19 protein-coding genes and 2 pseudogenes are annotated in these 19,760 nt (G+C 73.4%); 7 read left to right on the forward strand and 14 right to left on the reverse strand.

What is annotated here, in order from left to right; translation table 11 throughout:
* From OV079_RS00305 to OV079_RS00315, 3 genes are all read right to left on the reverse strand, one after another.
* The coding region (locus OV079_RS00305; protein WP_267765559.1) for a BON domain-containing protein at positions 1-459 on the reverse strand (459 nt) is incomplete at its 3' end.
* A gap of 135 nt (positions 460-594) precedes the next feature.
* Complete coding sequence (locus OV079_RS55445) at positions 595-1,587, reverse strand: isopenicillin N synthase family dioxygenase (RefSeq protein WP_267765560.1); 993 nt, start codon at positions 1,585-1,587, stop codon at positions 595-597.
* A 364-nt stretch (positions 1,588-1,951) separates the two neighbouring features.
* A complete protein-coding gene (locus OV079_RS00315; RefSeq protein WP_267765561.1) occupies positions 1,952-2,356 on the reverse strand; it encodes a hypothetical protein in 405 nt (134 codons plus the stop codon).
* A gap of 187 nt (positions 2,357-2,543) precedes the next feature.
* Here OV079_RS00315 and OV079_RS00320 point away from each other — a divergent pair, with 187 nt between their 5' ends.
* Positions 2,544-3,398 (forward strand): trypsin-like serine peptidase, encoded by an 855-nt coding sequence (locus tag OV079_RS00320; RefSeq protein WP_267765562.1) that lies wholly within the window; start codon positions 2,544-2,546, stop codon positions 3,396-3,398.
* On the opposite strand, the gene OV079_RS57000 is transcribed toward OV079_RS00320, so the two are convergent.
* The 4 genes and pseudogenes from OV079_RS57000 to OV079_RS57015 all read right to left on the reverse strand — a co-directional run.
* Entirely contained in the window at positions 3,334-3,891 is a 558-nt protein-coding gene (locus OV079_RS57000; protein ID WP_420829485.1) for a tetratricopeptide repeat protein, read from the reverse strand. The two genes, OV079_RS00320 and OV079_RS57000, sit on opposite strands and share 65 nt — an antisense overlap.
* 178 nt (positions 3,892-4,069) lie before the next feature.
* Positions 4,070-5,311 (reverse strand): annotated as a pseudogene (locus tag OV079_RS57005) (hypothetical protein); the annotation flags it as partial.
* Between the two features lie 88 nt (positions 5,312-5,399).
* The gene (locus OV079_RS57010; RefSeq protein ID WP_420829486.1) at positions 5,400-5,723 is read right to left on the reverse strand and encodes a protein kinase domain-containing protein; all 324 of its coding nucleotides are present in this window, start codon (positions 5,721-5,723) and stop codon (positions 5,400-5,402) included.
* Positions 5,724-5,793: 70 nt separating this feature from the next.
* A pseudogene (locus OV079_RS57015) lies at positions 5,794-5,913 on the reverse strand (hypothetical protein); the annotation flags it as partial.
* Positions 5,914-6,289: 376 nt separating this feature from the next.
* Between OV079_RS57015 and OV079_RS00335 the strand changes: the two are divergent.
* Together OV079_RS00335 and OV079_RS00340 are read left to right on the forward strand one after the other, a co-directional pair.
* Positions 6,290-6,907, forward strand: coding sequence for an RNA polymerase sigma factor (locus tag OV079_RS00335; protein ID WP_267765565.1), 618 nt, complete (start codon positions 6,290-6,292; stop codon positions 6,905-6,907).
* 234 nt (positions 6,908-7,141) lie between these two features.
* A complete protein-coding gene (locus OV079_RS00340) occupies positions 7,142-7,861 on the forward strand; it encodes a hypothetical protein (protein ID WP_267765566.1) in 720 nt (239 codons plus the stop codon).
* Here OV079_RS00340 and OV079_RS53385 read toward each other — a convergent pair.
* The 3 genes from OV079_RS53385 to OV079_RS00355 form a co-directional block, all read right to left on the reverse strand.
* The gene (locus tag OV079_RS53385; RefSeq protein ID WP_338089041.1) at positions 7,838-9,508 is read right to left on the reverse strand and encodes a tetratricopeptide repeat protein; all 1,671 of its coding nucleotides are present in this window, start codon (positions 9,506-9,508) and stop codon (positions 7,838-7,840) included. The two genes, OV079_RS00340 and OV079_RS53385, sit on opposite strands and share 24 nt — an antisense overlap.
* A complete protein-coding gene (locus OV079_RS00350) occupies positions 9,427-10,773 on the reverse strand; it encodes a serine/threonine-protein kinase (protein ID WP_267765567.1) in 1,347 nt (448 codons plus the stop codon). The genes OV079_RS53385 and OV079_RS00350 overlap by 82 nt, the downstream gene beginning before the upstream one ends.
* Positions 10,774-10,919: 146 nt before the next feature.
* Positions 10,920-11,870 (reverse strand): carboxylesterase family protein, encoded by a 951-nt coding sequence (locus tag OV079_RS00355; RefSeq protein ID WP_267765569.1) that lies wholly within the window; start codon positions 11,868-11,870, stop codon positions 10,920-10,922.
* 436 nt (positions 11,871-12,306) lie between these two features.
* On the opposite strand from OV079_RS00355, the gene OV079_RS00360 reads away from it, so the two are divergent.
* From OV079_RS00360 to OV079_RS00375, 4 genes are all read left to right on the forward strand, one after another.
* On the forward strand, positions 12,307-12,969 hold the full coding sequence (locus OV079_RS00360) for a hypothetical protein (RefSeq protein ID WP_267765570.1): 663 nt from the start codon (positions 12,307-12,309) through the stop codon (positions 12,967-12,969).
* 274 nt (positions 12,970-13,243) lie between these two features.
* The gene (locus OV079_RS00365; protein ID WP_267765571.1) at positions 13,244-14,101 is read left to right on the forward strand and encodes an RNA polymerase sigma factor; all 858 of its coding nucleotides are present in this window, start codon (positions 13,244-13,246) and stop codon (positions 14,099-14,101) included.
* Positions 14,102-14,717: 616 nt separating this feature from the next.
* Positions 14,718-15,080 carry a hypothetical protein gene (locus OV079_RS00370; protein ID WP_267765572.1) on the forward strand — a complete coding sequence of 121 codons (363 nt, stop codon included), beginning with the start codon at positions 14,718-14,720 and terminating at the stop codon, positions 15,078-15,080.
* A 95-nt stretch (positions 15,081-15,175) separates the two neighbouring features.
* A complete protein-coding gene (locus OV079_RS00375) occupies positions 15,176-15,811 on the forward strand; it encodes a hypothetical protein (protein WP_267765573.1) in 636 nt (211 codons plus the stop codon).
* A gap of 3 nt (positions 15,812-15,814) precedes the next feature.
* Here OV079_RS00375 and OV079_RS00380 read toward each other — a convergent pair whose 3' ends face one another.
* The 4 genes from OV079_RS00380 to OV079_RS00395 are packed head-to-tail and all read right to left on the reverse strand — an operon-like array spanning position 15,815 to position 19,420.
* On the reverse strand, positions 15,815-16,849 hold the full coding sequence (locus OV079_RS00380; protein WP_267765574.1) for a polyamine ABC transporter substrate-binding protein: 1,035 nt from the start codon (positions 16,847-16,849) through the stop codon (positions 15,815-15,817).
* Positions 16,850-16,870: 21 nt separating this feature from the next.
* Positions 16,871-18,037, reverse strand: coding sequence for an ABC transporter ATP-binding protein (locus OV079_RS00385; RefSeq protein WP_267765576.1), 1,167 nt, complete (start codon positions 18,035-18,037; stop codon positions 16,871-16,873).
* Entirely contained in the window at positions 18,034-18,681 is a 648-nt protein-coding gene (locus OV079_RS00390) for a hypothetical protein (protein WP_267765577.1), read from the reverse strand. Before OV079_RS00390 ends, OV079_RS00385 begins: the two co-directional genes overlap by 4 nt.
* Entirely contained in the window at positions 18,617-19,420 is an 804-nt protein-coding gene (locus tag OV079_RS00395; protein WP_267765579.1) for a hypothetical protein, read from the reverse strand. Before OV079_RS00395 ends, OV079_RS00390 begins: the two co-directional genes overlap by 65 nt.
* Positions 19,421-19,760 lie beyond the last annotated feature (340 nt).

Consider the following 19,760-nt stretch of genomic DNA (forward strand, 5'->3'; position numbering starts at 1 on the left):
CTTGCCGCCGGCGACGCTCAGGCGGTCGTCGAGCTTGGCGACGCCGGCCGTCTGTAGCGCCAGCTCGACGATCAGGCGCCGCGTCTGCGGGTCGTAGACGAGGCCGGTCAAGGTGACGTTGCCGCGCTCGACGGCGACCTCGACCTCGCTGGCGTCGATGTCGGGGTGCCAGGTGAGGGCCTCGTTGATGTCCTCGGCGATCCGCTCGTCCGATCGGCGATAGCTGCGCGGGCCGCAGCCCACGTAGCGGCCTCGGCCGGACTCCGACGCGGCGAGCGCCTCGCCCTCGCGGGCGCGCGGCGCGGAGGGCCACGGCTGCGGCTCCCGGTCCGGCCAGGTCACCTCGCCGTAGAGGCCGCGCGAGCGGAAGCCGGGGTCGATGAACTCCTCGAACGGGGCCTCCGCGTCGGTGTTGCTGCGGGTGTCCTCGCGGTCCTTGGTGTGGTGCTTCGCACTCATGGCTGTTCCTCCGCGAATTGACACCGTAGGGAAACACCACTGAGCGACCACTGTACATGGTTCAATGTCGCGTTCAGGCAATGTGAGCACGGCAGAGGCCGGCTGTGGCGGCCGGGCGCGGGGTGGGCGCCTGAGTCACGCGCCGGGTCGCACGGCCGCGTGCAGGGCGGGGAAGACGCGGGCGACCTTGGCCAGCAGATATTCGCCGTAGGTGCCGCGGAAGGCGTGGACGCTGGCGCGATCCCAGCGCTCGGCGGCGTCGTCGGAGATGTCGGCGGCGCGGCGCGGCAGCGGCACGATCTCGGCGTCCCACGCGGGGTCGAAGAAGAACGGGAACGACAGGCGATCGCTACGGGTCGAGCTGCGCACGCGGTGGGGTGTCGAGCGGTACCAGCCGCCGGTGAGGCGGTCGAGCATGTCGCCGATGTTGCACACGAGGGCCCCGGGCCGCGGCGGGGCGTCGATCCAGCCGCGCGGGGTCTTGACCTGCAGGCCGCCGACGTCGTCCTGCACGAGCAGCGTGAGCAGGCCGTAGTCGGTGTGTTCGCCGACGCCCCAGCCCGTCTGCGGGGTCGCCGGGTAGTGGAAGATCCGGAACAGCTGCGTCGCGTCGCCCGTGTAGTGGCTGCGGAAATAGTCGGGCGCGAGGTCGAGGCTGCGGGCGACGCCCGTGAGCAGCAGCTGGGCGGCGTCGGCGAGCTGCGCCATGACCGCGAGCACGGTCGGGCGCAGCTCCGGCAGCCACGCCGGCCACAGGTTGGCGCCGTGCAGGGGGGTGCCGGCGCGCACGCGCGGGTGGTCGGCGGGCAATTCTGTCCCGAAGTACAGGCCCTCCTTGAGGTCGGGCTGGCCCGAGGTGAGCTCGCCGCCGAGCGGGAACCACCCGCGCCAGGCGCGGCCGCCGTGGTGCATCGCCAGGGCCTGCTTGTCGGCCTCGGGGGCGGCGAAGAACCGGCGGCTCAGGGCCTCGAGCCGGGCCTGCAGCGCGGGGTCGAGGCCGTGGCCGACGAGGTAGAAGAAGCCGCTGTCGCGGCAGGCCGCGGCGATGGCCCGCGCGAGGGCGTCGCAGGCGGACGAGTCGGCGCCCTGGCGAAGCGGGGTGAGGTCGAGGACCGGGAGCGCGGACACCGGCGGATGCTAACAGCTCGGCGAGGCGGGCGCGACGCTGCCTGGCGGAAAGGACAGGTGCGGTATGGGACGGCCGGACGGCGGGGGGTTCAAGGCGACGAGCCATCGACCGGTGAGGGGAGGCGCGGCCATGGCGGGGAGGCCAGGTGCCGTCATCGCCAGTCGCCGAGATGCTCAGGGAAGGGTCCGCTTGTCGGGTCGGCCGATGCGGAGAGCGCAACTCGGCGGGAAGGACAACGACTGGCCGCGTCCGTCGCCGAGGTGCTCCGAGGAGGGCCGTTCGCCGGTCGAACGCTGCGGGATACGGCACCTGGCGGAAAGGTCAGGTGCCATCCGCGCTCGGCGCGGCGCTCGGGCGCGACGATCACGCTCGGCGGATGCGGAACTTCATCTTCAGCGCGACCGGCGGCGTGAGGCCGCCGAAGCCCCACGACCACTCCTGATTGACGGTGCCGGGCGCGGTGAAGGTGAGGGTCGTGACGGGGCCGCTCTGATTCCAGCTCATCACGCCGCCGTGGGACGACGGCAGCTCCTGCGGGTCGCTGCGGGCCTCGTCCAGGTAGTAGTCCTCGTTCTGCGGCGATAGCGTGATCGTGACCGGACCGGTGCTGTCGATCTCGACGAACACCTCGGTGATGATCTCGGTCGAGACGAGGAAAGGATAGCCGCTGTTGTTGAAGTAGAGGGCGAGGGTGCTGCCGGTGGTGGACGGCGGCTGGTTGGTGAGGTTCGCGCCCGAGGCGTCCTTCAAGGTCCATGTGACTGCCATGACGATGCAACTCCTGTCGCGCGTCGGCCCGGCGGACATCGCCGACCCCGTCGCGTCGCACACCCGGTAGTGTCCAGGACCGGCCGAACCGGTCACCCCGTTGCGAGAATGATCGATCGAGCCGTGTAGATGCACGGAAGAGGGAGCCCGTGCCACTATCGTCCGGCGGCGCGAGGCCGAGGGAGCGATGCAAACGATGACGTCTCAGGACACCCTGGAGAGCCACGAAGTCGGATTGTCGACGGCGGCGCCGGCGCAGACCGTCGAATTGTCGGGGCTGGAGCTCGTGAGCCAATGGTTTCCCTGCCCGCTCACGGTCCGCGCCGGGACCTTCTCGCTGCCGCCGGAGCCGGCATGGCAGGACGTGGTCCGCGCGGCCAGGCCTCAATTGGAGGCGATGCTGAGGGCCGTCGGGCGGCTGGAGTGCCCCGAGCTCGGTCCGCTGATGCAGTGCGGCACGGCCTGGTTGGTCAGCGCCGACGTCGCGGTCACCAATCGACACAACATTTTATTCCTCCTCGACGACCTGCAGCGTGGGACCCGGACTCTCCGCCTCGACCTCTCCGCCGAGGCGGACGCGCCTGCGGCCGAGCATTGCGCGGTCCGCCGGGTGCTGTACGTCGACCCGATCCACGACCTCGCGTTCGTGCAGGTCGACCCGCCGCGGACGTCGCACGCCGGCCTCGGCGTCGTCGGCTCGATCTTCGCCGCCCACCCGGTGGCGGTGATCGGCTTCCCGGCGCACGCCGAGGGCGGGTACCCCGAGGCCGAGTACAAGCATTGCTTCGGCGACGGCTGGTTCGACCGCGACGGCCGCGGCTTCAAGCGGATCTCGCTCGGTCGCCTGGTGTCGACGTCGGTCGCGCTGCTCGAGCACGACTGCACCACGCTCGGGGGCAGCTCGGGCGGGGTGATCGTCGACCTCGTCCGCGGCGCGGTGATCGGCCTCAACTACGGCGAATCACGCGATCGCCGCCTCAACCTCGGGGTGCCGGGATGGGTGGTGCGCGAGCGGCTCGCGCAGCTCGAGCGCCTGCGCTGAGGTCACTCCGCCGACTGGAGTTCGTCGGCGCGGCGGCGGAGCTCGCGGACTCGTCGGGGCTCTCGTCGGAGCGCCGTGAGGGCGTCGGCCACGTCGCGCATGGTGGCGCCCAGGTTCTCGGACACGCCGCCGCGTTCGTGCGGAGACTGTTCGAGAACTTCAGCGCTTGCTCGAGGAACGGGAGCGCGAGGTCCGGTTTGCCGTCCCGCAGGTGCGCCAGTCCGATCCCCCGCAGGGGAATGGCCTGCAGCGCCGGTTCGGGCGGCGTCTCGGTGCGGTAGAGCCTCATGAGACGCGTGAAATATTCCAGCGCCTCGGAGCATCGGTCGAGCAGGCAGAGTGTTTCGCCGATGTTGGTAAGGAGGCCGGGAACGTCGAAGCCCTTGCGCGTCGGGTCGGCGTCGTAGATGTCGAGCAACTCCTGGTCGATCGCCAGGAGGCGATCGTGGCGGCCTTCCAGCCGGTAGGCTTCCGAGAGCTGCCAGAGGGCCACGACGCGCTCGCTGTGGGCCCGCGGGACCAGAGTCGTGTAAACTGCGAGTGCTCGCTCCGCCCACGCCGTGGCCGACGGGGAGCGCCTCCTCGTTGAAATCCAGGTTTGCCAGCGCCAGCTCTGCCTTGGCGACCAGGAGATGGACCTCGCCGTAGGTCCGCATCAAAGCGGCGCGGGCGTGCTCGAAGTGCTTGCGGGCTGCGTCGAGTTGCTCGAGATCGAGGAGGTCGATGCCGAGGTTCAGCTCGACACGCGCAGTATAAGGGTGCTCGGAGCCGAACTCCTGCTTCAGTTCGTCGAATAGCTGCATGTGCTGGGTCCGGGCTTCGTCGGATTTCCCGGCGTCTCCGAGGGCCGCGGCGAGCGATAGGCGAGCTTCGACGACGTCGGGGTGGCCGGCGGTGTGATACGATTGCAAGGATTCCAGCGAGGAACGGCGCAGCACGACCGCCTCGGCGGCCCGATTCTCGGCGATCAGGATGTCGCTCTCGACGTCCCTGAGCGCCGTGTCTGCTTCCTGCGAATCCAAGGGGCGGCTGGACCGCGCGTGGGCGAGATCCCTGCGGGCCTCGGCGGGCGCGTCGAACAGGACGACGTGGACGTACGCGAGCTCGTTCCAGATCTTCCACTGCAGCGCCGTATGATTGGCGGTGTTCGCTCGATCGTAGGCCTGATTCAGGAGATCCTCCGCGCCGGGCCCGTCACTCAGCAAGCGGCCCCTGGCCTGACCGAGCAGCAGGAGCGCCTCGGCCTCGCCGGCCACGTCGGCGGTGCTGCGGATCTCCGCCAGCGCGGTGTCGAGGAAGGCGACGGCGTCGCGACCTTCGTGCGTGATCGTGAGGAGCTTGCCGCGATCGAGCAGATCGCGGACTCGCGGGTTGATAGGCCCGACGGAGCTGCTCACGTTCTGCATGTCCGATGTCACGCGACAGGGCTCGGGAGGCGACAGGCCGGCCACTGCCTTGTCGGCGCTGGCGACGAGGGCCCGATCGGCGGCGGCGAAATCGGCGAGCAGGGTGGAGAAGGCGTCGTGCTGGCGGCTGAGGCAGGCGGCGCCCTGCGCGAAGCGCCGCTCCAATGGTTGCGCCGCGGTTTGCCTCGCCTCACAGTTGCTCACCGCGACCTCGGCCCAGTCTCTGGCATATGCGTCGAGCATGCTGCTCACGCGCTGCCACGACTTCTCAGCGTAGGGCAAGCCGGTGGTCGTGAACGCTTCGTGCAGCGTCGCCTTGCGGTCCTCGTTCCAGAGTTCGGCGAGGCTGATCTCGTCCTGCGAGCACTGTGATTTCGCCTTCTCGCTAGCGAAGATCGTCGCCCCGAGGGCGGTCGAGCCTGCCAGGGCCACGACCAGGCCGGCCGCGAGGGCGCGGCGTTTGCGGCGTTTGGGGGTCTCGACCAGCACGTCGATGAGGGCGGCCATCGACGGGAAGCGGTCGGCGGGGTCGAGGGAGAGGGCGCGGGTGAGGGCCTGGCGCAGCCATTGCGGGGCGGGGGGTCGGTCGGCAGCGTCAGGGCGCCTGTCCGATCGGCCAGGCGCTCGATCGCGGGGGCGGGGGCGGCGGAACACCGCCTCGGTCAGGGCGACGGCGAACGAGTATTGATCGCTGCGGGCGTCGCAGTCGCGGCCGCGGACCTGCTCGGGCGACATGTACGTCGGCGTGCCGGCGTGCTTGCTGGTATGGCCGGCGGCGGCGGAGCCGGGGGCGCTCGGGCTCGGTCTCCTGCTCGCTCTGGCCGGCGACGGCGAGGCCGAAGTCGGCGATCCGGACCCGGCCGTCCTCGCCGACCATGGCGTTGGCCAGCTTGAAGTCGCGGTGGACGATCCCCTTGATGGGCCGCCGACAGGCCGCGGGCCGCCTCGACGAATCGCTCGAGGATCGTTGCCAGCGGGCGGGGCTCGCGGTCCAACCATTCGCGCAGGTTGCAGCCCTTGACCAGCTTCATGACGATGAACAGCGCGCCGTCGGATTCGCTGACCTCGTGGATCTGCACCACGTTGGGGTGGGACAGCTTGGCCTGCATCTGCGCCTCTCGCAAAAAGGCGCGCGCGGTCCTTGGCGCCCTCGCGCAGGCGGTCGTCGCGGATGACCTTGATCGCCACCTGGCGGCCGAGTTGCGGGTCCTCGGCCGCGTAGACCACGCCCATGCCGCCCCGGCCCAGGGTCTGCACCACCCGGAAGCGGCCGAGCTGGACCGGCGGATAGGCCTCGTCGAACAGCTTCGATTTGAGGCTGCGATACATCGCCTCGTCCGCGAGGTCGCGCTTGTCGGACCCGAGCTGCTCGAGGTCGGGCCAGGTGTGCTCCTGCTGCGGGTCCATGGCCGGGGTAGTGTCTCCGAGGGCCGGGTCCGTCAGCCAGCGGGTTTCGCGGCCCGGGCTCCGTGGTAAGGTGGCGCCATGAAGAGCGACGAGGAGCTCCTCACCGCCTGGCGGGCCGGCGATCGCCAGGCGGGCAGCGTCTTGTTCGACCGCTATTTCGACGCCGTGCGCAGGTTCTTCCGCAACAAGGTAGAGCACCAGGCCGAGGACCTCGTGCAGCGCACCTTCACCGGCTGCGTCGAGGGCCGCGACCGGTTCCGCGGGGACGCCTCGTTCCGCACGTACCTGTTCGCCATCGCCCACAACATCCTACGCGACCATCTGCGGCGGAACCGGCGGCCGCTGGAGGAGCTCGACCTCGAGAAGATGTCGCTCGTCGACCTCGGCGCGAGCCCGACGTCGCTGCTGGCGGCGCACGCGGAGCAGCGGCTGCTGCTGCACGGTTTGCGCAAGATCCCGGTCGCGTCGCAGGTGATCCTCGAGCTGTATTATTGGGAGCGCATGACCGGGCCCGAGCTCGGGGAGTTCCTCGGGGTGCCGGAGGACACGGCCCGCAGCCGCCTGCGTCGGGCCAAGCAACAGCTCGAGGCGGCGATTCGCGGGCTCGAGGCGAGCGCGTCGGAGATGGAGAGCACGATCTCCGGGCTCGAGCAATGGGCGGCCGGGCTGCGGGCGCAGCTCGGGGCGTCGCGTTGAGGCGGGGCGCGTCATCGCGACAGTCGCTCGATTCGCTCGCGCACGAGCCAGCCGGGCACCGATTCGTGGCCGCCGAGGGTGAGGCCGATCGCCTGCCCGGACGCGAGGTCGAGGAGGACGCCGCCGGGCCGACCGGCGCAGTCGTGGCGCAGCAGCGCGGACGAGACCTCCTGGACCCGGCCCGGGACCAGGCGCAGGTCGCCGGGCTCGGCCCCGGGCGGCTCGCTGCGGTCGATGGCGGCCAGCTTCGTGGCCGTGGGCGACGCCGGAGGCGAGGGCGATGAAGCTCGCTTGCGGGGCCACGCGCAGCAGCGCGAGGTCGCAGTCGGGCGCGAGGTAGAGGACCTCGCGGACCGCGACCGGGCCGCCGCCGAGGTCGAGCTGCAGGGCCCGCTCGCCGCGGGTCAGCGGCGCGAGGCAGGACAGCAGCGGCTTGCGCGTCGTCACCGCGAGGTCGGGGCGCACGAGCCAGGCGGTGGCGAGGAAAGTGGCGCTGCCGGAGTCGATGGCGTCGAGGCGGCCGACGCAGGCGCTCGCGGTGGCGAGGGCCCGCTCGAGCGCGGGGTCCCGCGGGCGGCCGGGCGCGGGCACGGGCACGGACACGGCGGCCGCGGGCGGGGACCACAGGTGCCGCAGGCGGGTCGCCACGGCGTCGCCGCTCGCGTCGGCCAGCAGCGCGGCGAGGCCGGCCAGCGCGATCTCGTCGCTCTCGGCCGCCGCCCAGGCGGCGAACCGCGCCCGCACCGCGCCCTCGTGCTGGTCGGACTGGGCCATCGTCTCGATAGTAACCAGGGGCGGCGTATCCGTCACCGCGATCGGAATAGCGCGATTGCCGCGAATGTCGGGGCCGGATCGCGCGGCTGCAAGGATTGCCGGCAATGGTGGCAGAGCCTGCGCGGCGCTATCAATATATGCAGTCGATGTCGGGAATCAGCGGTGCGCGGCCAGCCATGATTCGACCTCGGCGCGCTCGGCGGTGAAGCGTTCGCCGGCGGCGGCGTAGTGGGCGAGGGCCTGGCGGGCCGCGTCGGCGGCGGCGGCGTCGCGCGACTGCTGGCGGGCCTGGGCCTCGACGAAGCGCAGCGCCGCGGCTTCGTGGGCCAGGCCGCCCGGCTGCTCGCGGATGGCGAGGGCGCGGGTCAGCAGGGGGAGCGCCTCGGCGGGCTTGCGCTCGCCGACGGCCGCGCGGGCGAGGCCGCCGAGCGCGGTCGCGGCGGCGATGTCCTGCGGGCCGTAAGTGGCCTCGGCGAGCTCGAGCGCGCGCTGGAAGTGGGCGCGGGCGTCGGCGTAGTCGCGGCGGGCCAGGGCGACCTCGCCGAGGGCGCACAGCGGCTGGATCTGGCCCGGCTGGGCGGGGCCTTGCACGCGCGCGTGCAGGGCCAGCGCGCGCCCGGCGAGGGCCTCGGCGTCGTCCCAGCGGCGCTCGAGCGCGGCCAGCTCGGCGAGGCCGCCGAGCGGCTCGGCGACCTCGAAGTCGTCGGCGCCGAGGGCCTTTTCAATGATCGCGAGGGCGCGCTCGTAGTGCGCGTGAGCAGCGGCGAGGTCGCGCTGGGCCGCGGCGACGCTGCCGAGGTTGCACAGCGGGATCGACAGGCGCGGGTGCCGGGCGCCGAGGCTGCGCTCGTAGATGGCGAGGGCGCGCTGCAGTCGTTCGCGGGCGCCGGGCAGGTCGCCGCGCTGTTGCGCGACCATGGCGAGGTTGTTGAGCGTCTCGCCGACGGCGAGGTTGTCGGGGCCGAGCAGCGCGGCGAAGAGGTCGAGGCTGCGTCGATAGATGCGCTCGGCCGCGGCGAGGTCGCCCTGGGCCAGGTAGACGCCGCCGAGGTTGTGGGCGACGGTGGCGAGGTTGAGGTTCTCGGGGCCCTCGTCGGCCTCGGCGAGGGCCAGCGCGCGCTCGAGGTGCTCGCGGGCCTCGGGGTACTTGCCCCACCGCTCGAGCACGCCGCCGAGGCCGGTGTGGCGGGTGATCTGCAGCACCGGCGGGGCGCCGAGCCGCTCGAGCAGCATGGCGGCGTGGCGGTCCCACAGCATCGCGTCGTCGTAGCGGGCCTGCTCGACGCCGTCGATGAAGGTCAGGGCGAGGGCCGCGTCGGCCTGGATCTCGTCGTGCTTGACGGCGCCGGCCATGAAGTAGGCGTCGAGCATCGCCTTCTCGGCGCCGGCGGGGTCGCCGGCGTACTCGAGCAACTGGGCGTGGCGCGCCAGGACCTCGGCGTGCAGCGGGCGGTAGCCGATGGCGATCGCCTCTTGCAGGAGCTCGTCGCTCAGCGCGCGGACCGCCTCGTACTGCCCGAGGTTGCCGCGCACGCGCACGCGGGCCAGCCTGGCCCGCACGTCGGCGACCCGCGCCGCCTGCTCCGGATCGTCGGGCGGCGGCAGGGTGGCCATCAGCGCCTCGGCGTCGGCGCAGCGATCGAGGCGGCCGAGGTTCATGGTGGCCTGGACCGCGCGATCGAGCATCGCCGCGTCGGCGGCGGCCAGGCTCTGCACGAGCACGTCGACCTCGGTGCGGCGCAGGCTCAGGCACTCCATGCGGCGGTCGAGCAGCTGCGGGGATTGTTCGCCGCGCACGTGGGTGGCCTCGCAGGCGGCGGTGTGCATGGCGATCCATTCGGCGGCGTAGGCGTCGAGGCGGGCCTCGACGCGGCCGGCGACGTCGTCGGCGCCGGCCGCCCCGGTGGCGCGCAGGGCCTGGCGGAGCTCGGCCTTGCGCGCGTCGTCCCACACCCCGGCGAAGCGGGCCGGCGCGTCCTTGCAGAGGTTCTGCGGGGCCGCGGCGGGTGGGGTGAGGCCGTAGCCGAGGCCCGCCGCGAGGCCGGCGATGCCGAGGCCGGCGAACCACTGGCGGGCGCGCTTGCCCGGCTCGCGCGCGAGCTCGGCGAGCAGCGCCTCCATCGACGGCCAGCGGTCCTGCGGGCGCGCCGACAGGCCGCGCAGGACGATCCGGCGCAGGCGCGGCGGGACTTGGGGCCGCGCGGCGGCTCGCTGCGCTGGAGCGCCTCGATCTGGGTCAGGAGCTCGTCGGCGGTGCGCGCCTTGAAGGGCCGCGCGCCGTGCAGGCCCTCGTAGAGCACGACGCAGAAGCTGAACTGGTCGCTCTCGACGCCGATCGGCTGCAGCGCGAACTGTTCGGGGGACATGTACGGCGGCGTGCCGACCAGCGTGCCGGCCTCCGTCAATGGCTCGCTGAGCGAGCCGGTGCTGTGAGTCACCGGCGCGAACAGGCGCGGGTCGGCGCCGAAGTTCGCCTCGCCGGCCTCGACGGCGCGGGCGAGGCCGAAGTCGAGGACGCGGACGAAGCCGTCCTCGGCGACCATGACGTTGTCGGGCTTGAAGTCGCGGTGGACCAGGCCGGCCGCGTGGGCGACCGCGAGGCCGCGGCCGGCCTGCTGCAAGATCGCCGACACGTCGCGCCACGGGTGCGGGCCGCGGCGCAGCCACGCGCGCAGCGTCTCGCCCTGGACGTACTCCATCACGATGTAGACGCGGCCCTCGAACTCGCCGACCTCGTAGACGCGGGCGATGTTGGGGTGGGCCAGCTTGGCCATCGCCTGGGCCTCGCGCTGCAGGCGGGCGCGGCCGAGGCTGTCGCCGTGCGACGGGCGCATCAGCTTGATGGCGACCTTGCGGTCGAGCTCGTCGTCGAAGGCCGAGAGGACCACGCCCATGCCGCCCTGGCCGATCTGGCGCAGCACCGTGAAGTGGCGGATCCGCGTCGGCGCGGGCGGCTCGTCGGGCACGCGGGGGTGCGAGCGCGTGCGGCCGGGCCGGGCCTGCACGACGGGCGGGTCGGGCGGGACCTCCCGCGTGCGCGCGTCGGCGACGTTGCCGTCGTCGTCGGGGACCTGAGGCGGGGGCTCCGTCACCGCCGGCGAGCATACCAATGGCCGGGCCCGCCTGGCGGATGCGCGAGATCGCGCGGCCGGCCTCCGCTGGTGCAGATGCGGGGCGGACGAAGGTCGCGGGAGCCGGCGGCCCCGCGACCTCGATCATTCACGAATGGTGGGAGCGGCTATTGCTTGTAGCGCTCGAGCATCCACGAATAGATGTCGTGGCCGGCCGAGAGGTCGTACGTCTTGGTCCACGAGTCGTGGCCGACGCCGGGGTAGATGACCATCTCGACGTCGGGCTTGGGGTCGCACATCTGCAGGCCGGTGACGGGCTCGATGGTGCCGCTGACGTTGACGGTCGGGTCCTGGTCGCCGTGGAAGGCCCAGATCGGGACGCGGCCGAGCTCGCACTTGGCCTTCATGAAGGCGCCCTTGCCGTCGCCGGCGATCGCGACCAGCGCCGCGATCTGCTCGTCGAGGAAGTCGCCGAGGTAGCCCCACGAGCCGATGGCGCCGCAGCTCAGGCCGGTGAGGTAGACGCGGGCCGGGTTGATGTCGTAGTGCATCATCGCGTACTCGATGAACGAGTGGATCTCGCCGGAGCCCGGGCAGCCGCCGCCGGGGTGCTGCGGCGAGAGCACGACGAACGGCAGGGTGGTGTCCCACTGGTCGTTCTTCTGCAGCTTCGGCGGGCCGTTGTTCGGCACCTTGTCGAGCTCGCTGTCGCCGTTGCCGTTCTCGCCGATGCCGTGGAGGAACACCATCAGCGGGTACTTCTCGCCGCCGCCGTAGCCGGGCGGGGTGTACTCCCAGTAGCCCTGCTCGGCCTCGGACATGCCGAGCGGGATCTTTTTGAAATGGGCCGACGAGGGCATGCCGTCGTCGGGGATCTCCGGGATGTTCTCGGGGCCAGGTTCGACCGGGCCGGTGGTGCCCGTCGTCGTATCGTCGGTGGTGGTGCCCGGGGCGTCGGTGGTGCCGGGGGCGTCGGTGGTGCCGGGGGCGTCGGTGGTGCCAGGGGCATCGGTGGTGCCGACCGTGGGATCGACGGTGGTCGTGCCGTCGGTGGTCGGGGTATCCGTGGTGGCCGGACTGCTCGGATTGCTCGGTTCGTCGGTGGTGCCGGGCGTCATGGTGGCGTCGGTGGTGGCGGGCTCGGTCGTCCCGTCGGTGCCGGTGCTCCCGGTCGTGGTGCCGCCGTTGTCGCCGCACGCGGCGAGGAGCGTCAGGGAGGGCAGGACGAACCACCATCTCGCAGTGTCATGGCCATGGCAGCGGCCTTATCACCGCGCGGCAAATAGCGTCAAGGCGTCGATTCGCGCGCCCTACAATCGCAGTGCGGCGGCCGCAGATGGGGCCTGACGGCGAGGAGCGGTGACCCCAATGGCGTGCCCCCGGGTGCTCGTAATCGATGGACGTCGCCCGCGAATCATCGGGGGACGCACGCTCGCGGGTGAGTGCTTCGCCGAGCGACGCGGCGGCGCAATGTGGAGGGCCCGCGTCTGCCGGTCGGATCCGCGCCGGCGTCCGGGGAGCGCCGATTCGCATTCGCGGGCATACTGTTGCGAGGTGCCCCCCGCCGCGCTCGCGCTGCTCCTCCTCGCCGATCCGGGCTGGCTGGAGCTGCGCTGGCCCGAGGTGGCGGGATGTCCCACGGCGGCCGAGGTCGCCGCGGCGGCCGAGCGCCTGGCGGCCGTCGGGAGCCGCCGTCCGGTCGTCGCCGAGGCCGCGATCACGGTCGACGATACCGGCTATTCGCTCGCGCTGGCGGTGCAGACGGGCGACGGCGTGCAGGAGCGGCGCGCTCACAATGCCCGCTGCGCGCCGCTGGCCGACGCGACGGCGGTGATCGTGGCGGTGGCGGCCGAGCCGGCCGGGAGCGGGTCGAGCCGGCCGGCGCGCGACGACGAGATCCCGCCGGGCCTGCAACGGACGCCGTCGCCGGAGGTGCGCGCGCGGCCGGCGGTCGGTGCATTCGTGGCGGCGGTCGGCGCCGTCGGTCCGCCGCGCTCGCCGGCGCCGGGGCTGCAGGCCGGGCTGCTGGTGCTGTGGCCGCGGGCGCGCCTCGAATTGCGGTTTCACCACACCTTCGCGGCGCCGCTGCGGCTGGCGGAGATGCCCGCGGCGGGCGCGAGCTGCAGCTGTCGGCGGCGGCGGTCCGCGGCTGCCCGCGATGGTCGCGGCGGGCGTGGTCGCTGCATTTGTGCGGCGGCCTCGAGGTCGGTGCATTGACCGCGCGGGGGTTCGGTTTTCCCAGCAATGCTCGCACCACGGGACTGTGGGCAGCCGCGGTGGCGGGCCCGGGGGCGCAGTGGCGGCCGCTGCGGTGGCTGGCGCTCGGGGCCGATGTCGAGGCGGTGGTCGCGTTCACGCGGCGGGGCTACGCCGCGGCCGACGAGCGGGCGTTGCTGTACCGGGTGCCGCCCGTGGGCCTGCGCTTCGGGGGGTCGGTGGCGGTGTTTTTTTCTGACGAGCGCCGCCCCTGCCGGAGATTTCACCTCCAGCCATGCTCTCCTGCCCACCCGACCGGGTTGCCGCGTTCGCCGCGTTCTTCCGCGCCCACTTCACCTACGTCCACCAGAACCTGCGCCGGCTCGGGGTCCCGCCGGCGGCGGTCGAGGACGCGGCGCAGGAGGTGTTTTTAATCGTCCTGCGTCGCGCCGACGCGCCGATCACGAACGTGCGCGGCTGGCTGTTCGGCATCGTCCGCAGGATCGCCTGGCGCTTCCGCCGCGGGGCGTCGCGGCGGGACCGGCTGGTGCAGGCGTTGACCCACGAGCCGCCCGGGGCGGGCGTCGACGACGCGCATTTGCGGGAGCGCGAGGCGACCGAATGGCTGGAGCGGTTCTTGGCCCGGCTCGACGACGACAAGCGGGCGGTGTTCGTGCTCGCCGAGCTCGAAGAGCAGACGGCCGGCGAGATCGCCAGCGCCCTGGGGATCAAGGAGAACACGGTGTATTCGCGGCTGCGCGCGGCCCGGCAGGAATTCGACCGCAGCTGCGCGCGGCTCCGCCTGTGCGATCAGCGGGAGGCGCTGCTCGGCCGGGCCCGCCGGGCCCACGCGCCGTCGCCGGCGACGCGCGAGCGGGTGCTGGCGGCCTTGCTGGTGCCTGGTCTTTGGGGCATGTCCGGTGGGGCAGCCGCGGCGACGCCGGCGGCGCACGGCGGGGGGTTGTTCGCGGGGTTGTCGGCGGTGGCGAGCGCGCCGCAGATCGCCACGCTGGCGGCGGTGCTGTTGGGTGTGCTCGGGGGCGGGGCGGCGCTGCTCGAGGCGGGCCGGGCGGGAGCGGCGGAGGGGGGCGCGGTCGGGGGCTGGAAGCCCGCAAGGGCGGGAAGGCGGAGGATGTCCTCGGGGACAGGTTGATGGCGGCGGGAGGCGATGGCGCGAGAGTGGATGTCCTCCGGGACAGGTCGATGGCGAGGGCCGAGATCGCGGACGAGAGCCATGTCCTCGGGGACAGGTTGTCGGCAGTGGCGGACCTCGCGGGCGCAGGCGATGGCCGCTCGCTCGATCTCGGAGGAGTTGGCAGGGGGCTGGCAGGGGCGCGTGGGCGGGGGCGAGGGCCGTTCGCAGGTGTGGGGGGCCGAGGGGCCGCGGGCCAGCACGACGGAGAAGAGGGTCGTTCGGACGGGAAGGCGAAGGCGGTCGCTGCGGGTCAGGGCGGGGTCGAGGGAGGAGATGGCCGTTGGGACAGGTTCGCAGGCGGGGCGGTGGCTGCGGGTCAGGGCGGGGTCGAGGGGGAGACGGCCGTGCGGGCAGGTCGCGGGTGGGCGCAGGGGCGCGGGAAGGTGGCGCGGAGCGAGCGATCCGGCGAGGCCGCGCGGGGCAGGCAGGCGGACGCGAGGAGCAGGATGTCCGGGCGGCCAGGTCATCGACGGGCGCCGTGTCGGCCGTGGGGGCAGGTGTCCCGGGGGACAGATTGGAGTCGGGGGCGGCCGGCGCTGTGCGCGCGGTCGTAGAAAAAGCTGTCCCCGAGGACATGTATGCCGGGGTCGCCGCGCGCCGGCCCGGTGAGCCGGCCGGCGCGACGACACCGGCGGCCAGCGGGAGCGAGGACCTCGCGCGCGAGGCCGGCCTCATCGCCGAGGCGCGCCGGGCGATCCGCGAGCGCGCGTGGGACCGGGCGATCGCGCTGCTGGCCGCGCACGCGCGCGAGTTCCCGGGCGGGACCCTGCGCGACGAGCGGTGGTTGTCTCAGATCGTCGCAACCTGCGCTTCGGGACAGGTCGAGGCAGCCCGCGCGGAGATCGAGCAACTGGCGCGCGAGCGGCCGGCGCTGGCGCGCAAGGCGGCGCCGTTGTGCCCGGGCGGGGCGCTGCCGGAGCCGGTCCCCGAGGGATAGGACATCGGGTGATCGGTCGGCCGACGATTTTTCGATGACGAGGGCGGGTGCCGGAGATTGAAGAGAGCATGACCCACTGCACATCACTCCTCCCCATGATTTGTTTGCTGCTGGCCGGCTGCGTCCTCACCCCCGAGGTCGTCGGCGAGAGCCTTTCCACGGACGGGCCCGTGTCGATTTCGTCGGTCGGGACCGAGGGCTCGGCCACCGATATCACCGCGACGACGGAGTACAACGAGTCGGCCGGTACCGAGAGCTCTGTGACCAATATCAGCGCGACGACTTTGGTCGTCGAGACGGGCGCCATCGAGCCGGAACCCGGCGAATACGGCGGCCCGTGCGAGCTCGCGTTCGATTACCCGATCGAGGCCAAGGCAGTGACGCCGCAGCCGGACTGCGACGGCGGCATCTGCCTGTTCATGTGGGACCAGGAGCCGCCGGGATGCACCGACGACAGCGATTGTGCCGCGCCGTGGGCGACCTGCGGCGGGACGCACTGCATCCTCGACCAGGAGGTCGTGGCGTCGGAGTCGCGCTGCACCCAGACGTGCGACGAGGACGCCGATTGCCCCGTCATCCCGGGCTGCGCGCAGGGGCCGGCCTGCGTGCCGGTGACGCGGCTCGGCGAGCTGTGCTGCGTGAAGATGTGCGCCTGCAGCGACCACCTGAGCGTCGGCGAGTGGAAGTCGCTCGCGCAGGAGTGCCAGGAGCCGGGCTCCTGCGACCCGTGACGCTCACGCGCGGCGCAGCTCGAGCCACAGCTCGTCGACGACGGCCTCGGTCTGGCCGAACCAGTTCTCGGACACGAACAGCTTCTTGCGCGTCTCGGCCGACGGGTACAGCGCGAGGTCGCCGGCGTCGGCGACGAGGCCGCGCTGGATGGCGGCGAGGTTCGGGGTGGCGAAGCGCAGCGCGTTGGCGTTGAGGGCGGCGATCTCGGGGTCGAGCAGGAAGTCGATGAAGCGCACCGCGACCCCGGGGAGCGGGGCGGTGGCGGGGATCGCGAGATAGTCGACCCACAGCACCGCGCCCTCCTCGGGGATGACGTAGCGCAGGCTCGGCCGCTGCTTCTGGGCCCGGAACAGGTCGCCGCTGTCGATCTGGGCGATCCACGTGTCGCCCGCCGCCAGCGCCCGCGCGGGGTTGCTGTCGTAGGCGCGCAGGATGTCCTTCTGGGCCCGCAGCATGGGGTAGACGCGCTCGCGGATGGCGGGCTTGTCGGTGCTGTTGATGTCCATGCCGGCGGCGAGCAGGGCCTGGTCGAAGACGTCGCCCTTGCTGTCGATGACGCTGATCTTGCCGGCGTGGCGCGGGTCGAACAGGGCCTTCCACGAGGTGGGCGCCTCGACGTGGTCGCTGTCGTAGCCGATGCCGGTGGTGCCCCAGAGGTAAGGGACGGCGTAGATCTGGTTGTCGGCGGCGATCCACGGGCCGAACTGCGGGTCGAGGTTGGCGAGGCCGGGCAGCTTGTCGCGCGCGAGCGGGACCAGCAGGGCGCGCCTTCGCATGCGCCCCAGCACGTAGTCGATCGGGAACACGACGTCGTAGGCGGCGCCGCTTCCCAGCTTGGCCACCAGCTCGGCCTCGGCGAGGTAGTAGTCCTGCGTGATGCGGAAGCCGGTCGCCGCGGTGAAGCGCTCCACGACCTCGGGCGCGAGGTAGTCGCCCCAGTTGTAGAGCGCCAGGCTGGCGCCGCCGCCGGAGCAGGCGGTGGCGCACGCGCCGGCGCCGAGCAAGCGGTGGAAGGTGCGGCGGCTCAGGCCCGACATGGCCGGCACCATGCCACAAGCTCAGGCGTCCGGCGCGGCGAACCGCAGCACGCGCCGCCGGTCCCAGGCCAGAGCGACCGGCTGCCCGGGCTCGCAGGCGGGCGCGTCGGGGATCCGCGACAGATGGACGCGCCCGCCGATCTCGACCTCGACCTCCCAGCGATCGCCGAGGCAGGCGACCGCCCGCACGGTGCCGACCGCGCGGGCGGCCGGGCGATCGGCCGTCTCGAACGGCAGGTCATGCGGCGACGCGGCGGTGGCTGGCCCGAGGGACAGGTCGCCGGAGAGATCGACGGCGGCCGTCTCGCCGGGCGGTCGGTTCGATACACGAGGTGTCTCCGAGGACATGCTCGGAGGGGCATGACCGATCGGATAGGTCCCCGGGGACATGTCCTGCGGGGCGCGCGGGCGGCCGGCGGGCGGTTCGAGGCGCAGGTGCTCGGGGCGCAGCCAGCCGTCGCCGCCAGGCTCCGGGGTGACCTCGCCGAGCAGGCGGGCGACGGTGAGCGACGGCGGGGCGGCGTACAGCTCGGCCGGGGCGCCGGCGGCGAGCAGGCTGCCGCCGCCGAACACGAGCAATCGGTCGGCCAGGGCGAGCGCCTCCTCGGGGTCGTGGGTGACGTGCAGGCAGCCGAGGCCGCGCCGGCGGGTGACGTCGCGCAAGAGGCGGCGCAGACCGGCCCGCAGCGGGCGGTCGAGGGCGGCCAGCGGCTCGTCGAGCAGCAGCCAGCGCGGCTCGCCGGCCAGCGCGCGCGCGAGGGCCAGCCGCTGCTGCTCGCCGCCCGACATGGCGGCGGGCTTGCGTGTCTCGAAGGACATGTCCAATCCGACATCCGCGAGCAGGGCCCGCACGCGCGCCGTGAGCTCGGGGCCGCGGACGCCGAGCAGGCGCGGGGCGAAGGCGACGTTGTCGGCGGCGCTGAGGTGGGGGAAGAGGGCGTAGTCCTGGAACAGGGTGTGGACGGGGCGGCGCTCGGCGGGCAGGCCGTCGAGGGGGCGGCCGTCGAGCAGCACGCTGCCGCGATCCTGGCGCTCGAGGCCGGCGACGATCCGCAGCAGCGTGGTCTTGCCCGAGCCCGAGGCGCCCATGAGGCAGACGTAGGCGCCCGCGGGCAGCAGGGCGTCGACGTCGGCGAGAGCGAGGCGGCCGGCGTAGGCCTTGGTCAGCGCGCGCAGCGACAGGGTCATCGCCGGCGCAGGAGAGCAGCAAGCGCGGCGGCCAGCAAGGGGACGAGGCCGAGGCCGAGAGCCCAGCGGGGGACGGCGCCGAGGTCGGCGCCGCGGCCGAGGATCTCGAGGCCGACCGCGAGGGTGCTGCCGCCGGGGCCGGAGGTGAAGGCCGAGGCGCCGGCGTCGCCGACCGCCTGCGCGAAGGCCACCAGCGCCAGGGCGGCGCCGACCGGCCAGGCGAGCGGCCACCACAGCCAGCGGGCCCGCGCGGCCGCTCCGGCGCCGAGGTCGCGAGCGGCGTCGGCGAGCGGCGCGGCGCCGGCGAAGGCCGCGGTGGCGCCAGCGTGGGCGAGGGCGACCTGTCCCGGGAGCAATGTCACAAAGGTCAGGCCGGCCCCGGGGCCCCAGCCGAGTTGCTGCGCGGTCACCAGCCAGGCGGCGCCGTAGACGGCGGGCGGCAGGGCCAGCGGCAGCAGCAGCGCCGGGCTCCAGCGCGCCGGGGCGGCGAAGCCGGTGACGCAGCCGAGCGCGGCGGCCAGGACCGCGGAGGCGCCGGCGGTGGCGAGGGTGGCGGGCAGCTGGGCCAGGAGGAGGGCGTCACCCTGTCCCAAAGGCCATGTCACCGCCGGGACCACCAGCGCGGCCAGCGGGGCGGCGCACACGGCGAGGATCGCCAGGCCCGCGCGGCCGTCCGGCGGCTGGCGACCCTCGCGGCTGCGCCCGACCGCCCGCAGGCCGCGGGCCAGGGCCCAGGCGCACGGGAGGGCGATCGCGGCGAAGACGGCGGCGATCGCCGCGGCCCGCCGCGGGTGGGCGTCGAGCAGGACGGCCTCGCGCAGGGCGAGGCCGAGGGTGGCGCTTGCCGCCGCCGGCGACCGCGGCGATGGTGGCGTCGCCGATCGCCAGCAAGGTGATGCACACGCCGGCCAGCAAGTAGGCGGGGCGCAGGTGCGGCCACTCGACGACGAGGAAGCGCCGCCACGGCCCGGCGCCGAGGTCGGCCGCGGCGTCGAGCCAGCTGCGCGGGCGGGTCCGCAGGCGGGCGCGCAGCAGCAACGCGGCGAGCGGGAGGTCGCCGGCGAGCCGGGCGAGGGCGACGGAACCTGTCCCCGGGGACAGGCCCAGCGCGAGCGCCCCGAAGGCGCGCGCGAGCGGGGCGACCATCACGAACAGCAGCAGCCACGGAGCCGTGACCGCGCGCGCGAGCGGGTAGGCGAGGGCGAGGGCGAGGGCGGTGAGGCCGAGCGCGAGGAGGAGGCTGTCGGCGGCGATCGTCAGCAGGGCGGGCCATTGCACCGGGATGCCCGACTCGGCCGCGGTCAGGACGATGCCGACGACCGGGGCGGCCAGCGCGAAGGTCGCCCACACGGCGAGCCAGAGCGAGGCGTGCGGGCGCGACACGGCGGCGAGAGTACGCGAAAGATCGCGCGGCCGCGAACGGGCCGCGCGGACAGGTGCAGGCTCGAAGGAGCCGGCGAGGCGAGCGCCGATGTCCGTGAGCAGGTCGGTCGACGTGGAGCTCGCGGGCGAGAACGCAGGGACCGAACTACAGAGATGTCTCATCGGACAGGTCGGGAGGCGAACGGAGGAATCGCCCTCGGGCGCGCTCAAACGCGCCCGCGAGGCCCCGGCGTGCGCGTCGCGTTCGCGACAGCTGCGCCATGCGCCACGTCACCCGCGAATGCGTGAGTGGGTCGCAACCGGAGAGAATTCCTCGGGTTCGTCGCCGGTGCTCGGTCCT

The organism is Nannocystis pusilla (genome assembly GCF_026626665.1).
GTDB lineage: Bacteria > Myxococcota_A > Polyangia > Nannocystales > Nannocystaceae > Nannocystis > Nannocystis pusilla.

What these genes read in the sequence shown, in the direction of transcription:
- OV079_RS00315 (WP_267765561.1), bottom strand. Translation starts at nt 2,356, where the DNA reads ATGGCAGTCACATGGACCTTGAAGGACGCCTCGGGCGCGAACCTCACC.
- OV079_RS00320 (WP_267765562.1), top strand. Translation starts at nt 2,544, where the DNA reads ATGCAAACGATGACGTCTCAGGACACCCTGGAGAGCCACGAAGTCGGA.
- OV079_RS00335 (WP_267765565.1), top strand. Translation starts at nt 6,290, where the DNA reads ATGAAGAGCGACGAGGAGCTCCTCACCGCCTGGCGGGCCGGCGATCGC.
- OV079_RS00340 (WP_267765566.1), top strand. Translation starts at nt 7,142, where the DNA reads ATGGCGGCCAGCTTCGTGGCCGTGGGCGACGCCGGAGGCGAGGGCGAT.
- OV079_RS53385 (WP_338089041.1), bottom strand. Translation starts at nt 9,508, where the DNA reads ATGCACACCGCCGCCTGCGAGGCCACCCACGTGCGCGGCGAACAATCC.
- OV079_RS00355 (WP_267765569.1), bottom strand. Translation starts at nt 11,870, where the DNA reads ATGACGCCCGGCACCACCGACGAACCGAGCAATCCGAGCAGTCCGGCC.
- OV079_RS00365 (WP_267765571.1), top strand. Translation starts at nt 13,244, where the DNA reads ATGCTCTCCTGCCCACCCGACCGGGTTGCCGCGTTCGCCGCGTTCTTC.
- OV079_RS00370 (WP_267765572.1), top strand. Translation starts at nt 14,718, where the DNA reads ATGTATGCCGGGGTCGCCGCGCGCCGGCCCGGTGAGCCGGCCGGCGCG.
- OV079_RS00375 (WP_267765573.1), top strand. Translation starts at nt 15,176, where the DNA reads ATGATTTGTTTGCTGCTGGCCGGCTGCGTCCTCACCCCCGAGGTCGTC.
- OV079_RS00380 (WP_267765574.1), bottom strand. Translation starts at nt 16,849, where the DNA reads ATGTCGGGCCTGAGCCGCCGCACCTTCCACCGCTTGCTCGGCGCCGGC.
- OV079_RS00385 (WP_267765576.1), bottom strand. Translation starts at nt 18,037, where the DNA reads ATGACCCTGTCGCTGCGCGCGCTGACCAAGGCCTACGCCGGCCGCCTC.